22 protein-coding genes are annotated in these 22,655 nt (G+C 58.7%); 5 read left to right on the top strand and 17 right to left on the bottom strand.

All coding sequences use genetic code 11. The features are described 5' to 3' along the window. Positions 1–64: 64 nt before the first annotated feature. On the top strand, positions 65–1,342 hold the full coding sequence (gene purD, locus QMZ18_RS16985; protein ID WP_282607518.1) for a phosphoribosylamine--glycine ligase: 1,278 nt from the start codon (positions 65–67) through the stop codon (positions 1,340–1,342). A gap of 47 nt (positions 1,343–1,389) precedes the next feature. Here the strand turns inward: purD and QMZ18_RS16980 are convergent, their stop codons facing one another. From QMZ18_RS16980 to QMZ18_RS16955, 6 genes are all read right to left on the bottom strand, one after another. Continuing rightward, positions 1,390–2,682: an alpha/beta fold hydrolase gene (locus QMZ18_RS16980; protein WP_282607517.1), complete on the bottom strand. Its 1,293-nt coding sequence runs from the start codon at positions 2,680–2,682 to the stop codon at positions 1,390–1,392. Next, complete coding sequence (locus QMZ18_RS16975; RefSeq protein WP_282607516.1) at positions 2,667–3,818, bottom strand: cobalamin-independent methionine synthase II family protein; 1,152 nt, start codon at positions 3,816–3,818, stop codon at positions 2,667–2,669. Before QMZ18_RS16975 ends, QMZ18_RS16980 begins: the two co-directional genes overlap by 16 nt. A gap of 12 nt (positions 3,819–3,830) precedes the next feature. Continuing rightward, the gene (locus tag QMZ18_RS16970; protein ID WP_282607904.1) at positions 3,831–4,664 is read right to left on the bottom strand and encodes a carbohydrate ABC transporter permease; all 834 of its coding nucleotides are present in this window, start codon (positions 4,662–4,664) and stop codon (positions 3,831–3,833) included. A 31-nt stretch (positions 4,665–4,695) separates the two neighbouring features. After that, positions 4,696–5,616 (bottom strand): carbohydrate ABC transporter permease, encoded by a 921-nt coding sequence (locus QMZ18_RS16965; RefSeq protein WP_282607515.1) that lies wholly within the window; start codon positions 5,614–5,616, stop codon positions 4,696–4,698. Positions 5,617–5,718: 102 nt separating this feature from the next. Then, complete coding sequence (locus tag QMZ18_RS16960) at positions 5,719–7,071, bottom strand: ABC transporter substrate-binding protein (protein WP_282607514.1); 1,353 nt, start codon at positions 7,069–7,071, stop codon at positions 5,719–5,721. An 83-nt stretch (positions 7,072–7,154) separates the two neighbouring features. Next, positions 7,155–8,246 (bottom strand): ABC transporter ATP-binding protein, encoded by a 1,092-nt coding sequence (locus QMZ18_RS16955; protein ID WP_282607513.1) that lies wholly within the window; start codon positions 8,244–8,246, stop codon positions 7,155–7,157. A gap of 204 nt (positions 8,247–8,450) precedes the next feature. Between QMZ18_RS16955 and QMZ18_RS16950 the strand changes: the two genes are divergently transcribed. Then, a complete protein-coding gene (locus tag QMZ18_RS16950) occupies positions 8,451–9,497 on the top strand; it encodes a LacI family DNA-binding transcriptional regulator (RefSeq protein WP_282607512.1) in 1,047 nt (348 codons plus the stop codon). A 14-nt stretch (positions 9,498–9,511) separates the two neighbouring features. On the opposite strand, the gene QMZ18_RS16945 is transcribed toward QMZ18_RS16950, so the two are convergent. The 5 genes from QMZ18_RS16945 to QMZ18_RS16925 form a co-directional block, all read right to left on the bottom strand. Further along, positions 9,512–10,150, bottom strand: a complete 639-nt coding sequence (locus QMZ18_RS16945) for a cytochrome b561 domain-containing protein (protein WP_282607511.1) — start codon at positions 10,148–10,150, stop codon at positions 9,512–9,514. Positions 10,151–10,282: 132 nt separating this feature from the next. Then, entirely contained in the window at positions 10,283–10,699 is a 417-nt protein-coding gene (locus tag QMZ18_RS16940) for a RidA family protein (RefSeq protein ID WP_282607510.1), read from the bottom strand. A 43-nt stretch (positions 10,700–10,742) separates the two neighbouring features. Beyond that, complete coding sequence (locus tag QMZ18_RS16935; RefSeq protein WP_282607509.1) at positions 10,743–11,201, bottom strand: nucleoside deaminase; 459 nt, start codon at positions 11,199–11,201, stop codon at positions 10,743–10,745. A 50-nt stretch (positions 11,202–11,251) separates the two neighbouring features. Then, positions 11,252–11,746, bottom strand: coding sequence for an SRPBCC domain-containing protein (locus QMZ18_RS16930; RefSeq protein WP_282607508.1), 495 nt, complete (start codon positions 11,744–11,746; stop codon positions 11,252–11,254). Continuing rightward, positions 11,727–12,125 carry a helix-turn-helix transcriptional regulator gene (locus tag QMZ18_RS16925; RefSeq protein WP_282607507.1) on the bottom strand — a complete coding sequence of 133 codons (399 nt, stop codon included), beginning with the start codon at positions 12,123–12,125 and terminating at the stop codon, positions 11,727–11,729. The genes QMZ18_RS16930 and QMZ18_RS16925 overlap by 20 nt, the downstream gene beginning before the upstream one ends. A gap of 160 nt (positions 12,126–12,285) precedes the next feature. On the opposite strand from QMZ18_RS16925, the gene QMZ18_RS16920 reads away from it, so the two are divergent. Genes QMZ18_RS16920 through rsmD form a run of 3 tightly spaced genes read left to right on the top strand, consistent with a single transcriptional unit; the run spans position 12,286 to position 14,870 of the window. Further along, positions 12,286–13,059, top strand: coding sequence for a gamma-glutamyl-gamma-aminobutyrate hydrolase family protein (locus tag QMZ18_RS16920; protein ID WP_282607506.1), 774 nt, complete (start codon positions 12,286–12,288; stop codon positions 13,057–13,059). Next, positions 13,052–14,338 (top strand): pseudouridine synthase, encoded by a 1,287-nt coding sequence (locus tag QMZ18_RS16915; protein ID WP_282607505.1) that lies wholly within the window; start codon positions 13,052–13,054, stop codon positions 14,336–14,338. Before QMZ18_RS16920 ends, QMZ18_RS16915 begins: the two co-directional genes overlap by 8 nt. Beyond that, positions 14,313–14,870: a 16S rRNA (guanine(966)-N(2))-methyltransferase RsmD gene (gene rsmD / locus QMZ18_RS16910; protein ID WP_282607504.1), complete on the top strand. Its 558-nt coding sequence runs from the start codon at positions 14,313–14,315 to the stop codon at positions 14,868–14,870. The genes QMZ18_RS16915 and rsmD overlap by 26 nt, the downstream gene beginning before the upstream one ends. Here rsmD and QMZ18_RS16905 read toward each other — a convergent pair. From QMZ18_RS16905 to lspA, 6 genes are all read right to left on the bottom strand, one after another. Then, positions 14,867–16,120, bottom strand: a complete 1,254-nt coding sequence (locus QMZ18_RS16905) for an MFS transporter (protein WP_282607503.1) — start codon at positions 16,118–16,120, stop codon at positions 14,867–14,869. The genes rsmD and QMZ18_RS16905 overlap by 4 nt on opposite strands. A 6-nt stretch (positions 16,121–16,126) precedes the next feature. After that, on the bottom strand, positions 16,127–18,064 hold the full coding sequence (gene mutL / locus QMZ18_RS16900) for a DNA mismatch repair endonuclease MutL (protein WP_282607502.1): 1,938 nt from the start codon (positions 18,062–18,064) through the stop codon (positions 16,127–16,129). Between the two features lie 218 nt (positions 18,065–18,282). After that, entirely contained in the window at positions 18,283–19,632 is a 1,350-nt protein-coding gene (locus tag QMZ18_RS16895; RefSeq protein ID WP_282607501.1) for a pitrilysin family protein, read from the bottom strand. Between the two features lie 53 nt (positions 19,633–19,685). After that, positions 19,686–21,068, bottom strand: a complete 1,383-nt coding sequence (locus QMZ18_RS16890; RefSeq protein ID WP_282607500.1) for a pitrilysin family protein — start codon at positions 21,066–21,068, stop codon at positions 19,686–19,688. Positions 21,069–21,349: 281 nt separating this feature from the next. Continuing rightward, positions 21,350–21,928, bottom strand: a complete 579-nt coding sequence (locus QMZ18_RS16885; RefSeq protein ID WP_282607499.1) for a DUF3035 domain-containing protein — start codon at positions 21,926–21,928, stop codon at positions 21,350–21,352. Between the two features lie 233 nt (positions 21,929–22,161). Further along, a complete protein-coding gene (gene lspA / locus QMZ18_RS16880) occupies positions 22,162–22,635 on the bottom strand; it encodes a signal peptidase II (protein WP_282607498.1) in 474 nt (157 codons plus the stop codon). Positions 22,636–22,655: the final 20 nt, after the last annotated feature.

Genomic DNA, 22,655 nt, shown 5'->3' with positions numbered 1-22,655 from the left:
GGCATCCTATGCTAAAAAGCCGCGCCCGGTGAAGGACGACTCGGGCTAAGAGGGAAGTTTTTTGATGAAAGTTCTTGTAATCGGTTCCGGCGGGCGTGAACACGCACTTTGTTGGTCTCTTGCGAAGTCGCCGCTCTGCAGCGAGTTGTATTGCGCGCCGGGCAATGCAGGGATCGCTTCGGTTGCGACCTGCGTAGCGATCGGCGCTGACGACTTAGAGGCTATCGCCAATTATTGTGGCGAAAACAAGATCGATTTTGTTGTTGTCGGCCCGGAAGGACCACTGGTTTTAGGCCTGGTCGACCGCCTGACTGCGCTTGGTGTAAAAACCTTTGGCCCCTCGGCGGCTGCAGCCGCGCTCGAAGGCTCCAAAGGCTTCATGAAGGATATCTGTGCCAAGTACGGCATACCGACCGCTGCCTACGGCCGCTTTCGCGATCCCGCATCGGCCAAGGATTTTATCCGTACTCAAGGCGCGCCCATCGTCGTCAAGACCGACGGGCTGGCCGCCGGCAAGGGTGTGATCATCGCGGAGACGATTGAGGAAGCAGAGCAGGCTGTCGATGCTGCCATGACCGATGCGGTTTTCGGCGAAGCCGGCGCCGAATTGGTGATTGAGGAATTCATGACCGGCGAGGAGGCCAGCTTTTTCGTCCTGACCGACGGCGTCTCGGCGCTGGCTCTGGCCTCCGCCCAAGATCATAAGCGCGTGGGCGAAGGCGATACCGGTCTTAACACCGGCGGCATGGGCGCCTATTCCCCCGCGCCGGTGCTGACCGCCGAGATGGAACAACGGGTTCTGGAAGAAATCGTCCAGCCGACCATCGATGGACTGCATTCCGAAGGCAAACCTTTCCGCGGGGTGCTCTTCGCTGGGCTGATGCTCACCGCCGAGGGCCCCAAACTGATCGAATACAACGTCCGTTTCGGAGATCCCGAATGTCAGGTGCTGATGCTGCGGCTCCAGTCGGACCTTCTGCCTGCTTTAATCGCAGCCTGTGACGGCAACATCGATCAAGTGAAGCTTCAGTGGCACGACGAAACAGCGCTGACAGTTGTCATGGCAGCACAAGGCTATCCCGGCAGCTACGCCAAGGGCGATGCGATTGGCGGCCTGTCCGCTGCCGGATCTGAAGAAGGTGTGGTGGTTTTTCACGCGGGGACGAAAATAGGAGAAGACGGCGCGGTTCTTGCCAACGGCGGACGCGTCCTCAACGTCACGGCCAAGGCGCCGGCTATTGCTGCGGCGCAAGGCCGCGCCTACGCCGCCGTCGATCGTATTGACTGGCCCGGCGGCTTTTGCAGACGTGATATCGGTTGGCGTGAGATAAAGCGAGGCTAGAGTAGATCTGGTTTAGCCGAGCGTTGTAACTCGCGGTCTCGGTCCGGCTATTCCTTCGCTGCGGCTAATTTACCCCGGATGGAATCGGCCCAGACAACGTGACCCGGCTCCTTGCCGCCCAGAATCGACATCATCAGCGCTTCGTTATCGGATATATTTTCAAATGCCCGCATCACGCCGGACGGACAGCAGATACCGTCGAGGTATCCAAGCTCAACGCTTTCTTCGCCCTGGTCACCCCAGAACACCTTCCAGCGTCCTGTCAGGCAAACGAAGGTTTCCTCGCTGTCGTGCGAATGCAGGGCCGCACCATTACCGGGATTGGCACGAATGAAATCGATGTGATAGTTCTCCGCCTGCTCGACCTGGGAACTCAGGTTCTCGTCAGACGTCCCGCCGCCTAACGCCCCCATCAAAATCCGGCTATGCCCCGGCACGACCGCATCGATGAAGGCGATATCCGAGTGCGGAAGTTCATTGAAACGAAAAACCCGTCCGAGCATGTCTTCCTGCGCCATGGGTCGGGTTTTTCCAAAGTAGGCACCAACCTTTTCATCATACTCGACGTCTCGTTCCAGTCTCATCGCTTCTTCCTTACCTTTCACATCCATCGAAAATTGCAACAAAGTCTCAACCAGACCATCTGGATTGGTGAGCATCATTTCATGTCCACCGGTGAGCGCCGTCACGCACCAAGCGTCATCATCGAAAAAACGGTCGACAAAAATTTGATAAGGCTGTGGTTGGCGGTCACTGGCGTAGAGGTAAAGCTTCGGCCCGGCAAAGCCCGACGCCTCCAATGTCACCTTGTCCGTAAAGGCCTTGAGCGGCTGGTCCGTGAGCCGCCTGGAAAGATAGTCGATCGTATTGCGGTCTCGAATAGCGAATTGTGCCGGGTCGGGAGGTGGAATGCGCCAACCCTCGCCGCGCTCCCTGGCCGCGGACAGGAAGTTATCGCGCGCTAACGCCGGAATAAGGTCCAATAAGGCTTCACCATCCTCTGGCACAACAGCTTCGATGTAGACAACACCTGCAAGCCGCGCTGCACAACGACCTTCCAGCACCCGGCCGATCATACCGCCATAGGAGTGCAGCACCAGCACAACATCTCGAAGGTCCTCATCCCTCAACAAGCCTTCGATATCGGCAACATGATCGGCCAAGCCGGTCGCACGCGTGAGATCTTCAGCCCCTGCGCCCAGGCCCGAAAGGGTTGGCGCAAATGCCCTGTGGCCGGCTGATTCCAAAGCGTTTACGACTTCCGACCAGCACCAGCCACCATGCCAGGCGCCATGCACGAGAACAAAATCTTGTGCCGGCAGTGTCACCGCGCGGACCATAGGCGTTCAGACGCAATCTCTGCGCCCTGCGCAAGCGACTTCAGCTTGGCAAAAGCAACGTCAGCATCAACCAATCCATCGCCGGCAAAAGTCGAGAAGCCGCAATCCGAACCTGCAATGACCCGGTCCCGGCCAACGATGGCGGCAAAGGTTTCGATGCGCTGCGCGACCAGTTCGGGGTGCTCAATAAAATTCGAGGTCGAATCGATACAGCCCGGAGCAAGTATCTTTTCCTCGGGAATCTTTACATCCCGGAAAACGGTCCATTCATGGGCATGGCGCGGGTTGGAGGCTTCGAACAGAAGTGTTTGCGGCCGTGCCTTCAGCACGACATGGATAATCTTTTCCAAAGGGATATCCTTGTGATGCGGCCCCTCGTAATTTCCCCAGCAGAGGTGCATGCGCAATCGCTCAGGCGGCAAGCCTTCGAGCGCATGATTCAGCGCCTCGATCTGTTCTTCTGCATGTTTCAGGAAGGTCGCATCGTCTTCCTTTTGAAAGATCGTGTGACGGCCCATAGCAAGATCGGGACAGTCAATCTGCAGCATGAATCCCGCCTCCACGATGGCGGTGTATTCTTCGCGCATGGCAGCGGCCAGAGCTTCCAGATAACTTTGATGATTTCCGTAGAAACGATCAGGCTGAAACACCGCGATCACACCCGGCGATGCTGCGTTCATGAAAGCCCCAATCGGCCTGTGAGAATCCACTGCACTCTTAAAGGCAGAGAGGTCGGCCTTGAGTGGCTCACGGTCTTTGACCGCAATTTCGCCTGTACAGCAGGGCCGCGGCAAGGGCAGAGCATTCTTGCGCCATTCGCCAAGCATCTTGGCGAAACCTGGGAATTCAGCAAGGTCCGCGCCCGGGATACGCTCGCTGTCTCCCGAGAATCCGGTCAGGCGGTCCTTGATGTAGTTGGCATACCCGATTTTCGAAAATTCACCATCCGAAACGACGTCAACACCACAGGCGACCTGCCGTCCAACCACCGCATCCACGGCCTTCGCGACCGCTTGATTGAATTCCTCAAGACGCACGATCTCGCCGCGTTCTTTCGCAAGAAGCAGGTCGCAGACATGATCGGGACGAGGAAGAGAGCCGACATGGGTTGTTAGGATCCTGTCATTACTGTTCACGGCATTGCCCCCTCAACCCTTGACCGAGCCGGCCGTCAAGCCGCTGATGATCTGACGTGCGGCGAAAAAGGTGAAGAGCAAAGGTGGAATGACGATCAAGGTGCCCATAGCCATGATGCGCCCCCACTCCACACCGGTGTCGGTGATAAAACCCGCAGCGCCAACAGGGAGAGTCCGCGTTTTCCGGCCCGTCAGCAAAAGCGCCAGGATGAATTCGTTCCAGGCGATACGGAACGTAAATATTCCGGCGACCGCGTAACCCGACTTCATCATGGGAAACAGAACTTTGAAGAAGACCTGCAGAGGTGACGCGCCATCGACAACCGCTGCCTCCTCCAATTCGACCGGGATCTGTTTGTAGAATCCGAAGAGAAGCCAAATCGCAAAGGGAAGATTAAGCGCCGTATAAAAGAAAATCAGGACTGCCAGATCGGCGTTCAGACTAAGCGTCACCACCATGGCGAACGCCGGCACCGCCAGCACGGCAGGCGGTACCATGCGCACCAGCAGAGTTGCATTAGCGACGAAACGGCGGCCCTTGAATTCAAGACGCGCGAGAGCATAGGCACAGAGACCACCGAGAAAGAGCGTCAGAAAGGTCGAGATCGTCGCCACGATGACCGAGTTGATAAAGTAACGGTCGAACTTTCCCCGGGTCAGGATGTAATCGTAGTTCTCCATGGTTGGGAAAAAGAAAAACCAGACCGGCTTTGCATCGAAAATCAGGACTTCGTTCTTGAACGAAGTCGAGATCATGACCCAGATCGGTGTCAGGCAGATGATGGCGAGAATCACCAAACCTGCATAATGGCTCCAAACTCTCGAAGGACTGTCGATGCGCTGCATGCTGGTCACGCTTTCATATGCCGGAACAAACTCATATGTCGGATTTGTCCTTCATGGGATTGCCGACGACGAGGATCCCGAGGCTCAGGATAAACACGATGAGGATCAAAAGAACCGAGATGGCCGAGGCATAGCCCAAAAGCTGTGCATCGAAGGCCCGGTTATAGATGTGCAGCGACAACAGCTCCGTCGCGCGCCCCGGCCCGCCGCCAGTCAGGATGTACATGACCTCCATCGCCCGGAAGACATCAATCAGACGCATCAGGAGGGCGATCAAGAGGATCGAGCGGATCATGGGGAGCTTGACCAGAAAGATCTGCTGCCACCAGTTGGCCCCGTCGATACGGCTGGCCTCCAGCACCTCCGAAGGTAGAGCCTGCAGGCCCGCGATCACGATGATGAAGATGAAGGGTGTCCACTGCCAGATGTCGGTGAAAACAATGGCGAAGAACGCAAGTTCTGCATCGCCCAGCCAGACCTGTGGCTCAATGCCGATAAAGCCGAGGTAGTAGTTGATCCAGCCGACCCGGGCGTCGAAGAGATAGCGCCAGATCAGACCGACCACCACGGGAGAGACCATCAACGGCAGGATAAAGATGGTTCTAAAGATGCTGGCTCCCCGGATCGGCTTTTCCAGAAGCAGTGCGAGCGAGACGCCAATGACCATTTCGATCAGGATGGTCCAGAAACCAAAGCGAAAGGTCACCCAGATGGATTCACGGACATCTGGGTCGCTCAGTAACCGAATGTAGTTATCAAAGCCGACATTATCCGCTTTCGCGAATTTGGTTCCGATCTTCCAATCGAAGAAACTGAGGTAGAAGGCATCGGCGACGGGATACATCAATCCCGCAATCATAACGATGGCTGCCGGCAAGACGAAGAAGTACGGCGTCAGTGTCCTGCCGCCGGGACGCGGTTTGGGTACCGCTATGTCCGTTTCCTCCGCCACCAATGACTCCGAGAAATTCTATATCGTAGTTTACCTGGACCAGGTCGACGCAAGGACGCTGCCTCACGCCGACCGGCCAGGAGGAATGATGAGACGCCAGGCTTACTGCCGGTACTTGGCCCAAGCGTAATAGCCTTCCCGTTCCATGATCGCGCGGGCCTTTTCGTTGGCCTCATCCATGATCGGTTGGATCGGGTCGTCGGTGGTGATGACCTTGGTCAGCGCCTGGCCGAGCACGTCGATGTTGAGCTCATTCCACTCGGGGATCAGGGGACGCCAATCCGGGTCGGCACAGGGAAGCTGTTCGGCCACCACTGGATATTCCGGAAACTGTTTCACGAATTCGGGATTGTTCAAGGTCGATATCCGGACCGGATCGCCCCCCAGTTCTACCATCCGCTTATCGCCGGCTTTGGATGTCATATACTGGGCGAAGAGAAACGCGGCTTCCTTGTTGAGGGAGTTCGCAGGGATGCCCATGGCGAAGCCGCCCGTCTCGGACCCGCAACGCGAGCCGACTGGGTGAAGCGCAAAGCCAACTTTGCCATCGACCTTGGAGAGTTTCGGGTTCCGCGACATGGCGGCGATCTTCAGGCTGTCGATGTACATGGCCGCATCGCCCTGCAGGAAGGCAGCGGACATCTCCGAGAAACCATAAGAGGGAATGCCTGTCGGGCCGGTGTTGGAGATTGTGCGCAGAACCTCGGCCGCCTTGACTGCCTCGGGACTGTTGATCACCGGATTCCACTGATCGTCAAAGATCTTACCGCCGAGTGGCGCCAGGTGAAGCAACCAGGCCGCAGTCACCTGGTGACCGGTCTTGCCGCGTGAGGTCAGGGCGCCCATACCCTTTTTGTCCTTGATCATTTGGGCCGCGGCGATCAGTTCGTCGTAGGTCTCCGGCGGCTCAAGACCGAGTTCCTCGAAGACGTCCTTCCGATAAGCCAGGATCGAGGTCTCTGCGCCGAAGGGAACGCCGTAAAGCGCACCCGATTTGCCGGGCATGTAGCCCTTGGTACCACCAACGACGCCGCCGTTCTGCAGATAGGCGTCGGCGATATCATTGATGTCATATTCCGGATCCACCAGCGCGCCGTTGGTGAAGAACTGGCTCAAAGGTGTCAGGAGGCCCTTGGAGACATACTCACCCTTCCACATGACAACCCAGGAAACGATATCGTACTCGCCTTCGTCCTTAGACATCTCGAGGATCTGCCGATCACGCAGCTTGAGGTACTGCAGTGCATCGATTTCGACCTCGATACCGGTTTCCTCGGTGAATTCCTCAACCAAGGTTTCGGCCGCCTTGAAATGGCTGAGCGCAGGCCAGCTGACAACGATGGTCGTCCCCTTGTATTTTTCATAAGGATTGGCGAATGCCGAACCGGCCAGCGCCGACAAGGCGACGGCTGTCGCCGTACCCAACACGGTTGCTTTTCCAAACCACTGTTTCATTGTTTTCCTCCCATGACCCTGTTTGTCCATGCTTCTGGTTTGTAACGACTTACGTAACGATGCGGCCCTCTGTAGGAAGCCGGTTAAAGTGCCTGTCCGCTTTCGCGGTCAAACAGGTAAAGTCTGTCGGTATCGAAATAGTAGGTGCCGGATTCCATCGGCGAGGCGTCGGGCCCCACCTCGACCGCAGCCGTGAAGTGCTTGCCGCCAACGGACGCAGCCAGGAACTGACTCGAGCCGATGTATTCCGCGACATCAACGGCGAGCTCGATAGGCGCAAATGCCCCGTTGCCGCGGTCAGCCGCAGAGAAGTGCTCAGGCCGCAGACCCAGCGTAATGTCCCGAGATGTCGCGGCAGTCGCGCGTTCCTGCAAGCGGCCGGGAACCGGCAGTTCGAAACCCTGCCCCTTCACCGACAAAGCGCCTTCGTTGCGTGTCAGCTCCGCGTCGACCAGATTCATGGAAGGCGAGCCGATGAAGCCGGCAACGAAAAGATTGGCGGGCGCTGTATAGACTTCGCGCGGGCTGCCGATTTGCTGAATAATGCCGTCCTTCATAATCACGATCCGGTCGGCCATGGTCATCGCTTCGATCTGATCATGGGTGACGTAGACCATCGTGCGTTCGAGCTTCTTATGCAGGATCGCAAGCTCCGTGCGCATTGTGGCCCGCAGCTTGGCATCGAGATTGGAGAGAGGCTCGTCGAAGAGGAAACAATAGGCGTCGCGCACAATGGAACGTCCCATTGCAACCCGCTGGCGCTGTCCACCGGACAGATCCTTGGGCTTGCGCGCCAGATAGGGGGTCAGTTCTAGCATCTCTGCCGCAACCCGCACCCGCTCATCGATCTCGGCGCGCGGCACACGTGCGAGCCGCAGGGCGAAAGACATATTGCCGGCGACATCCATATGCGGGTAGAGCGCATAAGATTGAAACACCATGGCGATGTCGCGGGCCTTGGGCTGTGCGTAGGTGACATCCTTTCCGGCAATAAAGATTTCACCCGCGGATACTGCTTCGAGACCGGCAATCATCCGCAGCGTGGTGGACTTGCCGCAGCCGGAGGGCCCCACGATCACGACGAACTCGCCTTCATCGATCTGAAGATTGAGTTTCGGAATCACGACGACGTCGCCAAAGGCTTTCACGACATCTTTCAGTACAACGCCAGACACCTGCGCCGTCTCCCTCCCGCTATTTCTTTCCTGTGCAATTCGCCTTTGTTGAGGGGTTGCGGCTGCGCGCAAACCCGAGGCCATTACACCAGTTCGCCGCATTCTTACTGTTCAGTGCGGCTGCATTTTGTTATCGATAACACTATTCAAGAATGAGAATCAACGTATAATGTCATACGCTAACATTTTCGGCCGACAAACACCATGAGCGAAAAAAAGCCCGTAAAACGGCGCACGCGCCGATCCCAAGGATCAGGCACCTTGAGTGAGGTGGCGCAAGCCGCACAGGTCAGTGAGATGACCGTGTCACGGGTTCTGCGGCGAAAGGACAAGGTTGCGGACAAGACGCGCGACCATGTTCTCAAAGTCATCCAGGATCTCGGTTACGTGCCCAACAGGCTGGCCGGCGCCCTCGCCTCCTCGAGCTCCAACCAGCTGGCGGTGATCATTCCTTCCCTGCGTAACATCGTCTTTCCCGAGGTACTCTCCGGGATCACCGACCGGCTGGATGAGGCAGGCTATCAGGCTGTCATCGGGATCTCCGACTACAACCAGGAGCGTGAGGCGTCGCTGATCGAGGCCATGATGTCCTGGCGTCCGGCAGGGATTATCGTCACCAACACCCGGCACAGCGAACAAGCCACGAAAGTGCTCCGCGTCACCAAGAGTCCGGTCGTGGAGATGATGGACCTGACGGGTTCGCCCATCGACATGTGTGTTGGTCTCGACCACCATAAGGCGGGGCGCGAGATGGCGCGGCATCTGGTCGCCAAAGGCTATCGAAACATCGGCTATCTCGGTTGCGACCTAATCAAGGATGCGGCCGCCGGAAAACGTTATGCCGGTTTCTGCGATGCCCTGCGCGACGCCGGACTTTGCATCGCAACCAGCCTGACGGTGGATGAGCCCTCCGGGGTCGGCCTCGGTCGCCACCACATGTCGGCTCTCCTGGCAAAAGTGCCGCAGGGGCAGAAGCTCGACGCGGTATATTTTTCCAACGATGCCGTCGCGGTCGGCGCGCAGATGTACTGCATGGCCGAAGATATCCGAACACCAGAAGACCTCGCTCTCGCCGGTTTCAGTGGCCTGGAAATCGGTCAGGCCATGCCGATCCCCCTCACCACGATCCGCTCGAAGCGCTACCACGTCGGCTGGCTGAGTGCGGATTATGTTGTCAGGCGCTTGCGCGGCGAAGATCCGCCGCGCGTGACCGACGCGGGCTTTGAACTCATCGAAGGTGCGACGGCCTGACGAACACTGGTCCGTCAGGGTTTTCCCCCGCTGTTTCCCGGGTGGTTTTTATCAGGTCCCCAGATCGCCTGATAAGTATCTTTGCGCAACCCCAGACGTTCGAAAACGACAAACAGGATCCAGAGCGCGAGCGTAAAAACCACGGCCAACCCGAAGATCATCTCGGACCAGCCGATCATGAGCATCCCAGTTGCGATGGCCGCAAAGGCCAGGCCCATGGCCAGATAGCCGCCGCATTTGTGCCAGGCTTCAAAGGAAAGGCGCCGCCCGGTCATGTCGTAGTGATCGCCACGCCAACTTGAGGTGTCATCCGGAGTCGCATTCCGGTCGGTCGGTCCGCCCTTGCTGCCACGAAGCCAGCCGCTCAGGACCTGGCCACAGGCAAGAATTACGGCAGCAAGTCCGAGGATGCCATGGATCGAAAGCCCGAGTTCACCGCTCTCCGAGACAGCGATATAGACCGCGATCAGCATCAGTACGACACCGCTGTACTGGGTGAATTGATGCAGTTTCCACCAGGCCTGATTGTCCAGTTGCCGCGGCCAATCCTGTCGGGGAAGGACCTTGAAAAAGCGGGCCGCCAGAACTCCGATTGGGATCAAAACCAGCCATGCAAACAGCATGACAAGCGCGTGAATGACGAGGGGCTCCAAAGGTCGGCTCCGGCACAACTTAGGCAAATCGCGCTGCTGGCATAACCGACCTTGGTGGCCTTTGCCAAGCCTGTTGCGTGCAGAGGTTCACCAAAAACGTGCAGCCGGCCGAGGTCTAACGAATTGTTTTTTCTAACCTTTTGGATCTTGAAAACGCTCACGAGGGATCTCGGCAATCGCCGTGATTTCGACCAAGAGGTTCGGATCATACAAACGCGAGACTTCGACAGTCGTCGTCACCGGGTAAGGCTTTATGAAAAATCTTTTTCGCACCTCACCAGCCAGCATGAAAGCTTCAATGTCAGTGACGTACTGAGTCAGCGAGACGATATCGGCCGTCGTTCCACCGACATAGTCGAGCACCTTGGCAATGTTGCTCAGAGTTTGGCCAAGCTGCGCCTGCATATCGCCAGTTCCCACGATCTCGCCAGCCGGATTCAACGAAACCTGCCCCTTCAGGTAAACGATGCGACCCTCGCCTTGAACGACCCCCATCGAAAACGCGCCAAAGGGCGACCAGACATCGGGTGGATTAAAGCTGTCGATCATCGCAGTCAGATCCTCATACCAATGAAAAACGGGGCGTCCGATGTTACCGCCGGGCCTGGAAAAACGCGCGCAGCACCTCGGCACAGGCGGTTTCTTCGAGGCCGCCGATCACCTCAGGCGCATGATGGCAGGTAGGCTGTTCGAAGATGCGGGGGCCATGATCAACGCCGCCGCCTTTGGGGTCGTAAGCGCCGAAATAAACCCGGCGCAGGCGCGCGAAGGAAATCGCCGTCGCACACATGGGACAGGGCTCAAGCGTGACGTAAAGATCCGCCTGCTCCAGCCGCGTCCGACCCAGGCGCGCAGCCGCCTCGCGAATGACCAGAAGTTCCGCATGCGCGGTCGGGTCGTGCTGCGTCTCGACCAGGTTGTGCCCTTCAGCCAGGACCGCTCCGCTACCGCCATCGATCAGAACAGCGCCGACCGGCACTTCACCCGCCGCAACAGCCGTACGTGCCAGTTCAAGCGCCCTGCGCATAGGGCTTTCACGTTCGTTCGCCATGCGCGGACCCTGCAGTTTCATGGAAAAACGGTCAAGCAAGATCTCGTCGTTTATCGGCCGCTATCACCCGCGAAAAGATCACGCAGACAGTTGAAGGAACTGCTCCAGCCTTGTCGGTGCTGATCGCGAACCGCAGTGTCGGCAAAGCCCTCCTGCGTGAAACTCAGTTCACAGCCGTCGTCCCGCTCGAGAAATTCCAGGGTAATAAGGGTCTCCGGTCCCGGTCCATCCGGCGTGTCCCATGCCCAGGTGAAGGCCAGCTTCTCCGGAGGCACGATTTCCTTGTAGACACCGCCGACACAGTTGTGCTCGCAGTTGGCGCCCTGCATGCAGGTGCGCCAGGAGCCGCCGACCCGCAAGTCAATGCGGCATTCCGGAATAGTGACACCCTCCGGCCCCCACCAGCGCACGAGCACCGCCGGGTCGGTAAAAGCCTCGAAAAGAGTCTCTCGGGTCGCGTCAAAAATGCGCGACAGACGCAGAACGCGATCCTCGTTCCGCATGTCCGGCGCAGGTGCCAGTGCGTCACTTGCGGGGTTTTCCATTGCCTCTCTCCATCGCAGTGGGATCCAAGCTTGCTTTCTCGGCGCGCAATTGAATCTCGCGTGCCCGGTCCAGATAACGCGCTAGCTGATCGAACTGCCGTTCCCAGAATTTTCGGTGCTGGCCGATCCACTTATCGACCGCCATCAGAGGCTCCGGCTGCAGGCTGCAGCGGCGCCACTGCGCGTCGGTCTGACGCCGGACCAGACCCGCTTTCTCCAGGACTTTCAGGTGACGGGAGATCGCCGGCGCCGAGATATCGAAGGGGGCCGCGAGCTCTCCCACCGGTGCAGCGCCTTTCGTGAGGCGCTCAAGGATGGCGCGGCGGGTTGGGTCTGCCAAAGCGGCAAAGGTTTGGCTCAAGGGGTCGATCGCTGGCATTGATTAACGCTTTATTTAATTAACGTTAGTGTTAATTAATGCCTTTTGGCGACCCGGTCAATCCGGCAAGGAAAGGTAGGGTCCGAAAAAGCGCAAAAATGAGAGGCACTGCTTTAAGCGAGCTATTGCTCCGCCCCTGTGCCGCGCCTACATTCGCGCCATGTCACGAATTTCCACATCTAACCGGCCTCTTGTCGGCCTCACACTGGATTCAGAAGCGGCGGGAGGCTGGTCGAAATTCCCGTGGTACGCGCTGCGTCAGAATTATTGTGACGCAGTCGTGAAAGCGGGCGGGCTGCCGGTCGCCTTGCCTCATGAGCCGGATTTGGCTGAAAGCTATCTGCAGCAACTCGACGGCTTGATCGTCACGGGAGGAGCGTTTGATGTCGATCCCGCAATCTTCGGTGCGAACGCGCGCCACGCGACAGTATCGACCAAGACCCGCCGCACCGACTTCGAACTCGCCATCGCGCGCGGGGCGCTCGACCGCGACCTTCCCGTTTTGGGCATCTGCGGGGGACAGCAACTGTTGAACGTTGTCTTGGGTGGCGCACTGATTCAGCATATTCCGGGCGAGGTTGAACGGCCCCTGGCGCATGAGCAACCCAACCCGCGCGACCAAGCGGGACATGACGTCACTTTGGTCGCGGGAACGCTGTTGCATTCCATCTGCCGAGCCGAGACCCTTGCGGTGAATTCAGCGCATCACCAGGCCGTTAAATCGGTAGGGGCCGGAGTCCTGGTCAATGCCACGGCGAACGACGGTGTCATTGAAGGGATCGAAGCGCCAGGCTACCGCTTCTGCCTGGGTGTTCAATGGCATCCTGAATTTTCCATTTCCAGCGGCGACGATGCCATCCTCAAAGCCTTCGTGACTGCTGCCGATACGAACGCAGTAACGGCACAACACCAGAATCGAGTCACTCATGCCTGACGACAGATCGGGAAAGACCGCACGGAAGAAGGTTGCTCCGAGACAGGCTCTTTCCGGAAAGCCGGCGCGTAAAAAAAACACGCACGTACAGGCTAATAAACCTGTAACGGAAGGCACGTACAAAGCACCGAAGAAGCAGACTGCGGCCATGCGCGCCAAGCCAGCACATACACCAACCGAAAAAGAGAACGCCTCAAAGGGCGAGCGCATTGCGAAGATCATCGCACGCGCCGGTCTCTGTTCGCGACGTGATGCCGAACGCTGGATCGCTGAAGGACGTGTTCAGCTTGACGGCAAGACGCTGGAGACCGCTGCCGTCGTGGTCACGCCCGGGCAGTCTATTGTTGTCGACGGTCAACCCTTGCCGGCGGCCGAACAGGCGCGGGTCTGGCGTTTCCATAAGTCGAAGGGCGTCATCACCACGCGCAAGGACCCGGAAGGCCGACCGACGGTTTTCGACGGATTGCCCAAGGACCTGCCGCGTCTGGAGCCCGTCGGCCGCCTCGACTACAATTCCGAAGGCCTCCTGCTCTTCACCAACGACGGTGAATTGAAACGCCGCCTTGAACTCCCCTCCACCGGATGGTCACGGCGCTACCGGGTCAGGGTCCACGGCAAAGTCGACCCGGCGCAGATGAAAGCACTGGAGAAGGGTATCACCGTCGAGGGCGTCAATTACGGCCCTATCCAGGCCCGGCTCGAACACCAAGCGGCAAGCAACGCCTGGATCGCAATGACTTTGCGCGAAGGCAAGAACCGTGAGATCCGCCGGATCTGCGAACATCTCGGGCTGGTCGTCAACCGCCTGATCCGGGTCTCCTACGGCCCCTTTCCGCTCGGCGATCTGGAGCCCGGAAAGATCGAAGCCATCCCCGCCCGCATTTTGCGGGATCAACTGGGGCTGACAGGCGCAGACGCGGATGACGCATCGAAATTGCCCGAGAAACGCCCATCGGGCCGAAAACCCAGTAGAAGCAAAGCGGGCATTTCCGCCAAAACCGGCAAAGAAAAGAGCACCGTACCCAGTCGCCGTAAGACGGCTTCAGCGCTTGCAAGTGCCCGTCCACGCAAAGGTGCAACGGACCTCACCGACATAACGGTCAAAAAGCCGAAGAGAGCCGGCGGCAAAAACCTGACCTCCAAGCCGGGGAAGGCCAGCACTCCACACTCACGGCCCGCAAAAGCAGCCGCAAAGAAAACCGCGCCTGGACGCGCTGCGGCACCTTCGGTTTCCCCTAAACGTGGAGGCAAGAATGCGAATCGTCGGCGGACGTCATAGAGGGCGGCCTCTGGATGCGCCGGATGGTCTGACCGTCCGCCCCACGGCAGACCGCACTCGGGAATCCATGTTCAACATCCTTTGCCAGGGCAAGCTCGCCGATGGTAATCCGCTGGTTGATGCCCGGGTACTCGATGCCTTTGCGGGCACCGGTGCTCTGGGTTTGGAAGCGCTCTCGCGCGGCGCTGCCAAAGTAACCTTTCTGGAGAATCAGGCGGCCTCCTTGAAAGCTTGCCGGGCCAACATCAAAGCGCTCAACGAAGAAGATTCAAGCGAGATCCTACAGGGCGATGTACTGCGCCCACCGCCTGCCCGCGAAGCCTGCTCGATCGTTCTGATGGACCCGCCCTACAACCAGGATCTGCCGCATCCGGCGATCGTCGCTCTGAACGAGGCGGGCTGGATTGCGCCGTCGGCTATTGTTGCGGTCGAGCTCATGGCGCAGGAGAGCTTTACTCCGCCAGACGGATTTGAAGAGCTGGACAATCGCAAATACGGCAAGGCCCGGGTCATATTTCTGCGTCGGATCTAAGCCGCGCCCGTGGCCCCGCCTGCGAGAATCTGCCGCCGCAGGCGCTCGGCAAGAACAAACACCAGCGCCATGAAGAACGCGCCGGCGATGTAGGGCCAATCGGGTCCAATTCTCTGGAACAGAAACCCGGCCCACAGCGGCCCAATGACCCGTGCCAGGCTGCTGGCCGCCTGTCCCATGCCGAGGGCCACCCCGGCGATCTCCGGGCGGCTCAGTTTGGTGATCAGGCTCTGGATTGACGGATTGCCCAGGCCGAAACCGGCCGCAAGGCAAGCAATGGCAACCAAGAGCTGGACCAAACCCGTCGCGCTTGGCACCAGCGCCATACCACCGCCCAACAGGATCGCTGAAAAAACCACAAGGCGCGCCTCGCCGAAACGGCGGGTCAATGGTCCAAGCAGGCCAGCCTGAAAGATAACCGCGATGACACCCGCGAAAGCAAAGAGGTAACCGACCTCCCGCGCGTCCCAGCCGAAGGCGATATCTGCCCAGAGCGCCAAGGTCGATTCCATATGAGCAAACACGAAACCCACTAAAAACAAAATGGCCGTTACGAGCGCAAGATGCGGATAATGGAGCGCACGGAGAGTTGTGATCATGCGTTCATACAACGAGCGCCCCAGGGCTTCCTTGCGCGCGGCCTCGGTCTCCTCTGCACGTTCTTCACGGGATTTAACCCTGTGGGATTCAGGCAGAAAAAACAGTGCGAAGAAAAAGGCTGTCATCGAGAGGCTGGCGGAAAGCAGAGGGGGGAAGAAGTAATCCGGTCCGCTTGCCGCCTCATCGAACAGCATGGCCGTCACGTTCAATTCGGACAGATAGCCACCGAAGCTTGCGCCGACAATGAAGCTGAGCGCGAAAGCCGCCCCCAGTAGACCCATGCCCTTGGCCCGGCGTTCCGGAGTGGTGATATCCGCCACGTAGGCCGGTGCGGCTGATAGATCGCCGCTGAGCGCGCCCGCCAGGGCACGTGCCGCGACCAATACCCAAAAAGACTGCGCGAAAGCCAGCATCAGGAACGCAGTGGTCGTCGCCGCGAAGCTGATCAAAAGGACGGGTTTACGGCCCCATCGATCGCTCGCACGCCCCCAGAGCGGTGCCGCAAAGAGCTGCATGAGGGAATAGCTGGCGATCATGGCTGTGACCTCCAACGGCGATGCGTCAAAGCGCAAGGCCATGAAGGTCAGCAGAGGAACGATCAGGCCGAACCCAAGCAGGTCGATGAAAATGCAGGTAAAAAGACGCCCCATAGACGGTTAACGACGCCCGAAGAGTTTTTCGATATCGGCAAGCTGCAGCTCGACATAAGTCGGTCGGCCGTGATTGCACTGGCCCGAATGGGGCGTGGCTTCCATCTGCCGTAGCAGAGCGTTCATTTCATCCCCATTGAGTTTACGCCCCGCACGCACCGAGCCGTGGCAGGCCATGGTCCCGCAGACATGTTCCAGCTTTTCGCGCAACGCCAGCGCTTCGCCAAGTTCCGCCAATTCATCGGCCAGATCGCGCAACAAACCCTGCACGTCGACCTCGCCCAGCAAGGCAGGCACCTCGCGTACTACGACAGCCCCGGGACCAAAGGCTTCCAGATGAAGACCGAGTTCCGCCAGTTCTTCGGCGCGCGCGGTAAGACGCTGCACCGACACTTCTTCAAGTTCGATCACTTCCGGGATCAGCAGCATCTGACGCGCGACACCAGCCTCGGCCAATTGCGCTTTCATGCGCTCATACACCAGCCGTTCATGGGCCGCGTGCTGGTCGACAATGACGATGCCGTTACGCGTCTGTGCGACCACGTAGGTTCCATGAACCTGCGCGCGTGCGGCACCAAGTGGATAAGCTTCCAGGCTTTCCGCTTCGGTGCCGTCAGTCGAACGCGGATCGTAAGCCTCCTCACCGGCAAAGGTGCCGGCACCCGGACCCGCCGACGCCGGGTTATTGGCTTGAGGCGCCCCTTCGAAGCCCGGTAGAGGGGCATGATAGCCCCTGGCCGCTTCCGCCATACCCGCAGGAAGACGTGCGCTGGGCTGCCAGCCGTAGCTTCCCTGAAACGCACGCGGTTCGGTTCCATCCGCTTCGCCCTGGCGAAAGGCTCCCAGCGCCGCTGTGGCAACTGTGGTCGAAGCCCGATGACCGGCGGCGGCCAGCGCATGCTTGCAGGCCCCGACAATCAACCCGCGCACCAACCCCGCTTCGCGAAAGCGCACTTCGGTTTTGGCCGGATGAACGTTCACATCCACCAGCTCGGCCGGGAGATCGACAAAGAGAGCCACCAGCGCATGACGGTCGCGTGCCAGGAAATCCTGATAGGCACCGCGCACCGCACCGTGCAGCAGCTTGTCTCGAACCGGCCGGCCGTTGACGAAGAGATACTGATGCTGCGCGTTGCCCCGGTTCAGGGTCGGCAGACCGATGTAGCCGGACAGGCGCACACCTTCCCGCTCCGCCTCGATGGGAAGAGCGTTTTCCGAGAATTCGTGCCCCATGACGGCTGCCAGCCGCTTCAGGCGGCTTTCGAAGAGGTCGCCTTCGGCGGGCGCGAGACGGATGATCCGCCGGGACTCGTCCGATAAAGTAAAACCAATGTCGGGATGGGCCATGGCCAGGCGGTTGATCGCATCCTGCGCGTGGTTGATTTCGGTGCGCGCCGTCTTCAGGAATTTCAGGCGCGCCGGGGTTGCATAGAACAGATCCCGCACTTCGATCCGGGTGCCCGGTGCCTGCGCCGCCGGAGCGGCCGGCAGCACTTGACCGCCTTCGACAGTAAGGCTCCAGCCGTCCTCGCTACCGGGGAGGCGGCTGCTGACCGTCATGCGCGAGACGGCACCGATCGAGGGCAGGGCTTCGCCACGGAAACCCAGGGTTTTGATGTCGACCAGATCGTCGGCCGGCAGCTTGGAAGTCGCATGGCGTTCGACCGCCAGCGTCAGCTCTTCGGCGGTCATGCCACACCCGTCATCTGCGACCGAGAGGAACGCGCGGCCCCCGTCTCGCATCACAACGTCGATATGGCGCGCGCCGGCGTCAATGGCGTTTTCGACCAGTTCCTTGACCGCCGCCGCCGGCCGTTCGATGACCTCGCCCGCCGCAATCTGATTGACCAGCGTATTGGGCAGGCGGCGAAGAACCCGCTTCGGCAAGCCTGTCTCCGCGCCTTTGCCAAGGCTTGATTGGATATCTTGGTCGGCTGTGGTCATCACATCGCTTTTTATCGAGACCGCTGTGCGAATCGCGCTGCAGCTGAATGACCTCAAACTAACAGGGAAGCACGCCGTCAGAAAGGCGTTTGGGCAAAAGGGGCACCCCCGTCGAGAAGACATCGATCGTCGAAAAATTACGCCGCCAAATACAGTTCGGGCCGGCGTGGGATACACACCGGCCCGAAAAGACTTCGATGGTTTCTGCTTCGCTGAACTTAGGAGGCGCCATCCGGAGCAGGCCGGGTGGCTTTGACGTTTTCGGGGCGTCCGACGACGACCACGGTCAAGGCCTCCGGCTTGAAGAGTTCACGGGCCACACGCTGCGCCTGCTCCAAAGTCACGGCCTCGATATAGCTGTTGCGCATATCGAGATAGTCGATGCCCAGGCCTTGAATCTGCATCCCCAGCATCATGCCCGCAATCCGGTCCGACCCGGACAGGCGAAGCGGAAAAGACCCGGTGAGAAAAGTCTTTGCATCGGCCAGGTCTTCAGCGCTCAATCCCGCATCCGCCATACGTTTCCATTCCGCGCGCAGAATATCCAGGGTTTCAGAAACCCGGGCGTTTTGTGTCGCCACACCACCGCCGATCAAGGATGCATGGTCCAACGGATTCAGATAGCTGTAGACTGAATAGGCCAGACCACGTTTTTCACGAATCTCTTCGTACAGCCGCGATGACATCCCGCCACCGCCGAGTACGTAGTTGACCACATAGGCAGCATAGTAATCCGGATCGCTGCGCTTGATGCCCTGATGTCCGAAGGACACAACACTTTGCGGCAGGTTTTTATCGACCACAACCAGATCACCGGTTCCCATGACTTCCGTATCGGGAATCGGCGGAAGGCTGGAAGTTTTTCTCAATCCACCAAAGGTCCGGTCCAACAGGGTCGCGAGCTCCTCTGGGGTGAGGTCGCCAACCACCGCGATCTTTAGGCGGTCCAATGCAAAGCGCTCACGCACCAGCGCCTGCATATCTTCGACGGTAATTGCCGGTACGCTCTCCATTGTACCTTCGGTCGCCTGACCGTAAGGGTGGTCACCAAAGAACAGTGCACGAAGCGTCTTTCCGGCGATTGCGTCGGGCGATTCTTTCCTCTGCGCAAGGCCGACCATGATCTGGCTGCGAATACGGGCAACCGCTTCTTCGTCAAACCGCGGCGAGGTCAAGGCAAGCCGCATCAGATTGAAAGCCAGGTCCTTGGTTTCCGTAAGGCTGCGCAGGGAGCCCGAGAACTCATCCCGGCCGGCATCGAAACTCAGCCCGATCGAATTTTCGTCCATGAGGCCGCGAAAGCCTTGGGAATCCAGCTCACCGGCACCTTCATCAATCAATGCGGCCGTCATTCCCGAGAGACCGGCTTTATCGGCCGGGTCCTGCGCCGCTCCGCCCTTAAAGGCGAATTCCATGGCAATGATCGGGTTCCGATGATCCTGCACCAGCCAGGCTTCGATACCGCCAGGGCTGACAACCCGTTCGATTTCGACAGCGTTAGCGGGAGCGGCGGTCAAGAAGACCACGGCGACGCTGACTGCCAGGCTGGAAACAACATTTTTCATCATTGGCATCACCGAAGGCTTCGAAAAAGAGGAGAGGTTCATGTAACTGTCCCGCATTACGATGTCGGCTTCGGCAGAAGAAGACCGGTCACGGAGCTTTCGTCCCGGAAGACGGCGCGTGCTGCTGCCAGGACCTGCTCGACCGTGACCTTATCGATCAGATCGGGCCAGTTTTCGATCTCTTCGATCGTCCGGCCGGTTGCCAGAGACATGCCGATGATGCGCGGCGCCGTGCCCAGGTCGTCACGAACATAAACCGAACCGGCTCGCTTGCGCCGTTTCGCCGATGCCAGTTCCTTGGGCGTGATGCCGTTCTCGAGAACTTTGGCGATCTCGGCACGCACGGCTGCCTCGAGGGTCTCAACTTCCACACCGGGTTGCGGCGAGGCATAGAAGCTGAAATCAGTGAGGTCTAGCGAACTCGCGCTGTAATTGCTGCCGACGGAAACCGCCAGTTTCTTCTCGACCACCAGCGTCTTGTAGAGTCGGCTCGTGGAGCCGCCGCTCAGCACCTCGTCAAGAACCTGCAGAGCATAAGCGTGCTCGGTCGCACCCCTGCGATAGCTGGGGGCAAGATAGTTAATAGCGAGGGTCGGCTGTCGAACGCGGGCGCTCTTGTGAATAACACGGCGCGCGGAGGTTTGCGGCGGCTCTTCAATACGGATGCGTTCCGGTACGGGCTTCGCAGGAATGACGCCATAGTATTTTTCGGCGAGAGGACGCACCTCCGCCGCAGTTACATCGCCGGCGACGATCAGGATCGCGTTATTGGGCGCATACCACTTTCGGTAAAATGCCAACGCCGTCTTGGTGTTCAGCGCTTTGATTTCGTGTTGCCAGCCAATGACGGGCAGACGGTAGGGGTGATTCAGATAAAGCGCCGCCCGCATGGTTTCGAACAGTTTGGCGCTGGGATTGTTGTCGGTCCTGCTCCGGCGCTCTTCGACCACCACATCACGCTCCGGCAGAACCACCTCATCGGTCAGGACCAGATTGGTCATCCGGTCCGCCTCGTGCTTCATCATGGTTTCCAGGCGGTCGCTCGCGACGGTCTGGAAGTAAGCCGTGTAATCCTGGCTGGTAAATGCGTTTTCCCGTCCGCCATTGAGTTGAATGATGCGCGAAAATTCCCCGGGACCAAGAGTCTTGGTGCCTTTGAACATCAGGTGTTCCAGGAAGTGGGCATTACCGGATTCGCCGGCGGATTCATCCGCAGCGCCGACTTTGTACCAGACCATGTGGGTGACGATCGGCGCCCTGTGATTTGGCACCACGACGACCTGCATGCCGTTGTCCAGCGTAAAGGTCTCAGAATCAAAGACACTAGCGTCTGCTGTTGCCTGGAACCAGGCAGATCCGCCAAAGACGATCGCCGCCAAGGCAAGGATATGAAGATTGGAGAGGAAGCGGAGAGACGTCGTGCGTGAAAAAAGATGCATGTCTTTTCCGGGAAAAAAGCGAACCAAAGGGCGAGTACGACTGAAACCAGAGTAACGAATTATGGTTAATATGGCGTTTACTTTGGTGACCTCAAGCCGTTCCGCGAACAGGCGGGCATCACATATGCTTGATTTTTGTCACAGACTCCCGCGCGACACGCAATTTTGCACCGGGTAAAGCCTTCGAGACTCTCACCCATCACCCTGGCCAAAAGGCATCAAGCCCCGAGCGTTATGCAGGTATCCTTCCGAGTCCGAAATCTCCAAAATCCGACCGGAGTCTAGAAAATTCCTTCGAGAAAGGCTTCATCCTCGCGCACGATCGTTGGCGTTTGCCCCGACGTCACCGACTTACCCAGCGCGGCATTCTCGCGGATGCGTTGCGACTCACCCTCGGCGTCGATAACCTCACCCGCTGGCGGTTGGTCTTTCCAGAACACGAGGTCGTTGATAAAGCTCTCATTTTCCTCGTTCAGACGGCCGGTCTCGCGATCCACGATCTGACGAATATCAGGCTCGGCCTTGTCCGCACCAGCGGCCATGAGCAGAGACCTCTCGCCGATAGAACGGCCGTCGGCAGGGATCCGCTCATCCAGTGACACGCCTGCTGTTTCCGCCCGGAACACAGCCCGCTTGGCCCGGTCTTGCGCCGAACCTTCCTGTGGACGAACGCTACCCGGCTCCGGCGGGCGCAGAGTAAACTCCGGCGGCAGACTCAATGGTGCCCGCGAAACCACGCGAAATTCATCCGGCGACTGTTTGTTCAGTCCCAGCTCGGAACGGACATTTTCGCAGGCGGACAGCAACAGGGCCGCGCCAGCCAAGCAAAAAATGCTAAAGAAATTTGTTCGAAACATCATGTTCCTCCCGCTAGAGCTTCCTGCATCAAACCTGACGCAGTTAAGATGCTCCAACCCATCAATGTAGAGCAAATGACCGCCAGACAACCAAAGCAGATTGTGCGTCGTTTGCTCTAGAGTCTGATCGTTTTTCACTGAACCAGTGGAAAACGTCAATCAGCCTCACCTTCATATAGTGAGAGGGCGATTTACGTTCGTGACCGTTTACATCAAGAACAATCGCACTCTAGCCCTTACCTTTTACCCTCACTGACGTAACCAAACAAGCTAGCAAACATCAAGACGGCTACACCCAGGGTAATGGCCATATCCGCGACATTGAAGGCCGGCCAGTGCCATCCGGCAAAATGAAAGTCCAGAAAGTCGACCACAACGCCAATGCGAATCCGGTCGATCACATTCCCGATCGCCCCGCCGACCACCAGTCCGACGGCAACGGCGTTGATCCTGTGGTCCTGTCCGCGCAGCCAGATCAGCAGTCCGACAACGATTGCGGCAGCCACCGCGCTCAACACATAGGGCATCCAGGTCGTGTCGTTTCCGAACAGGCCGAAGCTTACCCCCCGGTTGAACGCCAGAACGATATTGAAAAAGCCTGTGATCTCAAAGGTCTGCACCGGCTGCATAACGACCTCCAGGATCAACCACTTGGTGAGCTGATCCAGGACGACCACTATCGTGGCCAAGACGGCGGTAAGCTTGTACATCAGGCGCTATCCAACCGTCG

Origin of the sequence: Pelagibius sp. Alg239-R121 (assembly GCF_947331435.1) — a bacterium.
Classification (GTDB): Bacteria; Pseudomonadota; Alphaproteobacteria; order Kiloniellales; family Kiloniellaceae; genus Denitrobaculum.
This window is presented reverse-complemented; position numbering and strand designations above follow the sequence as displayed.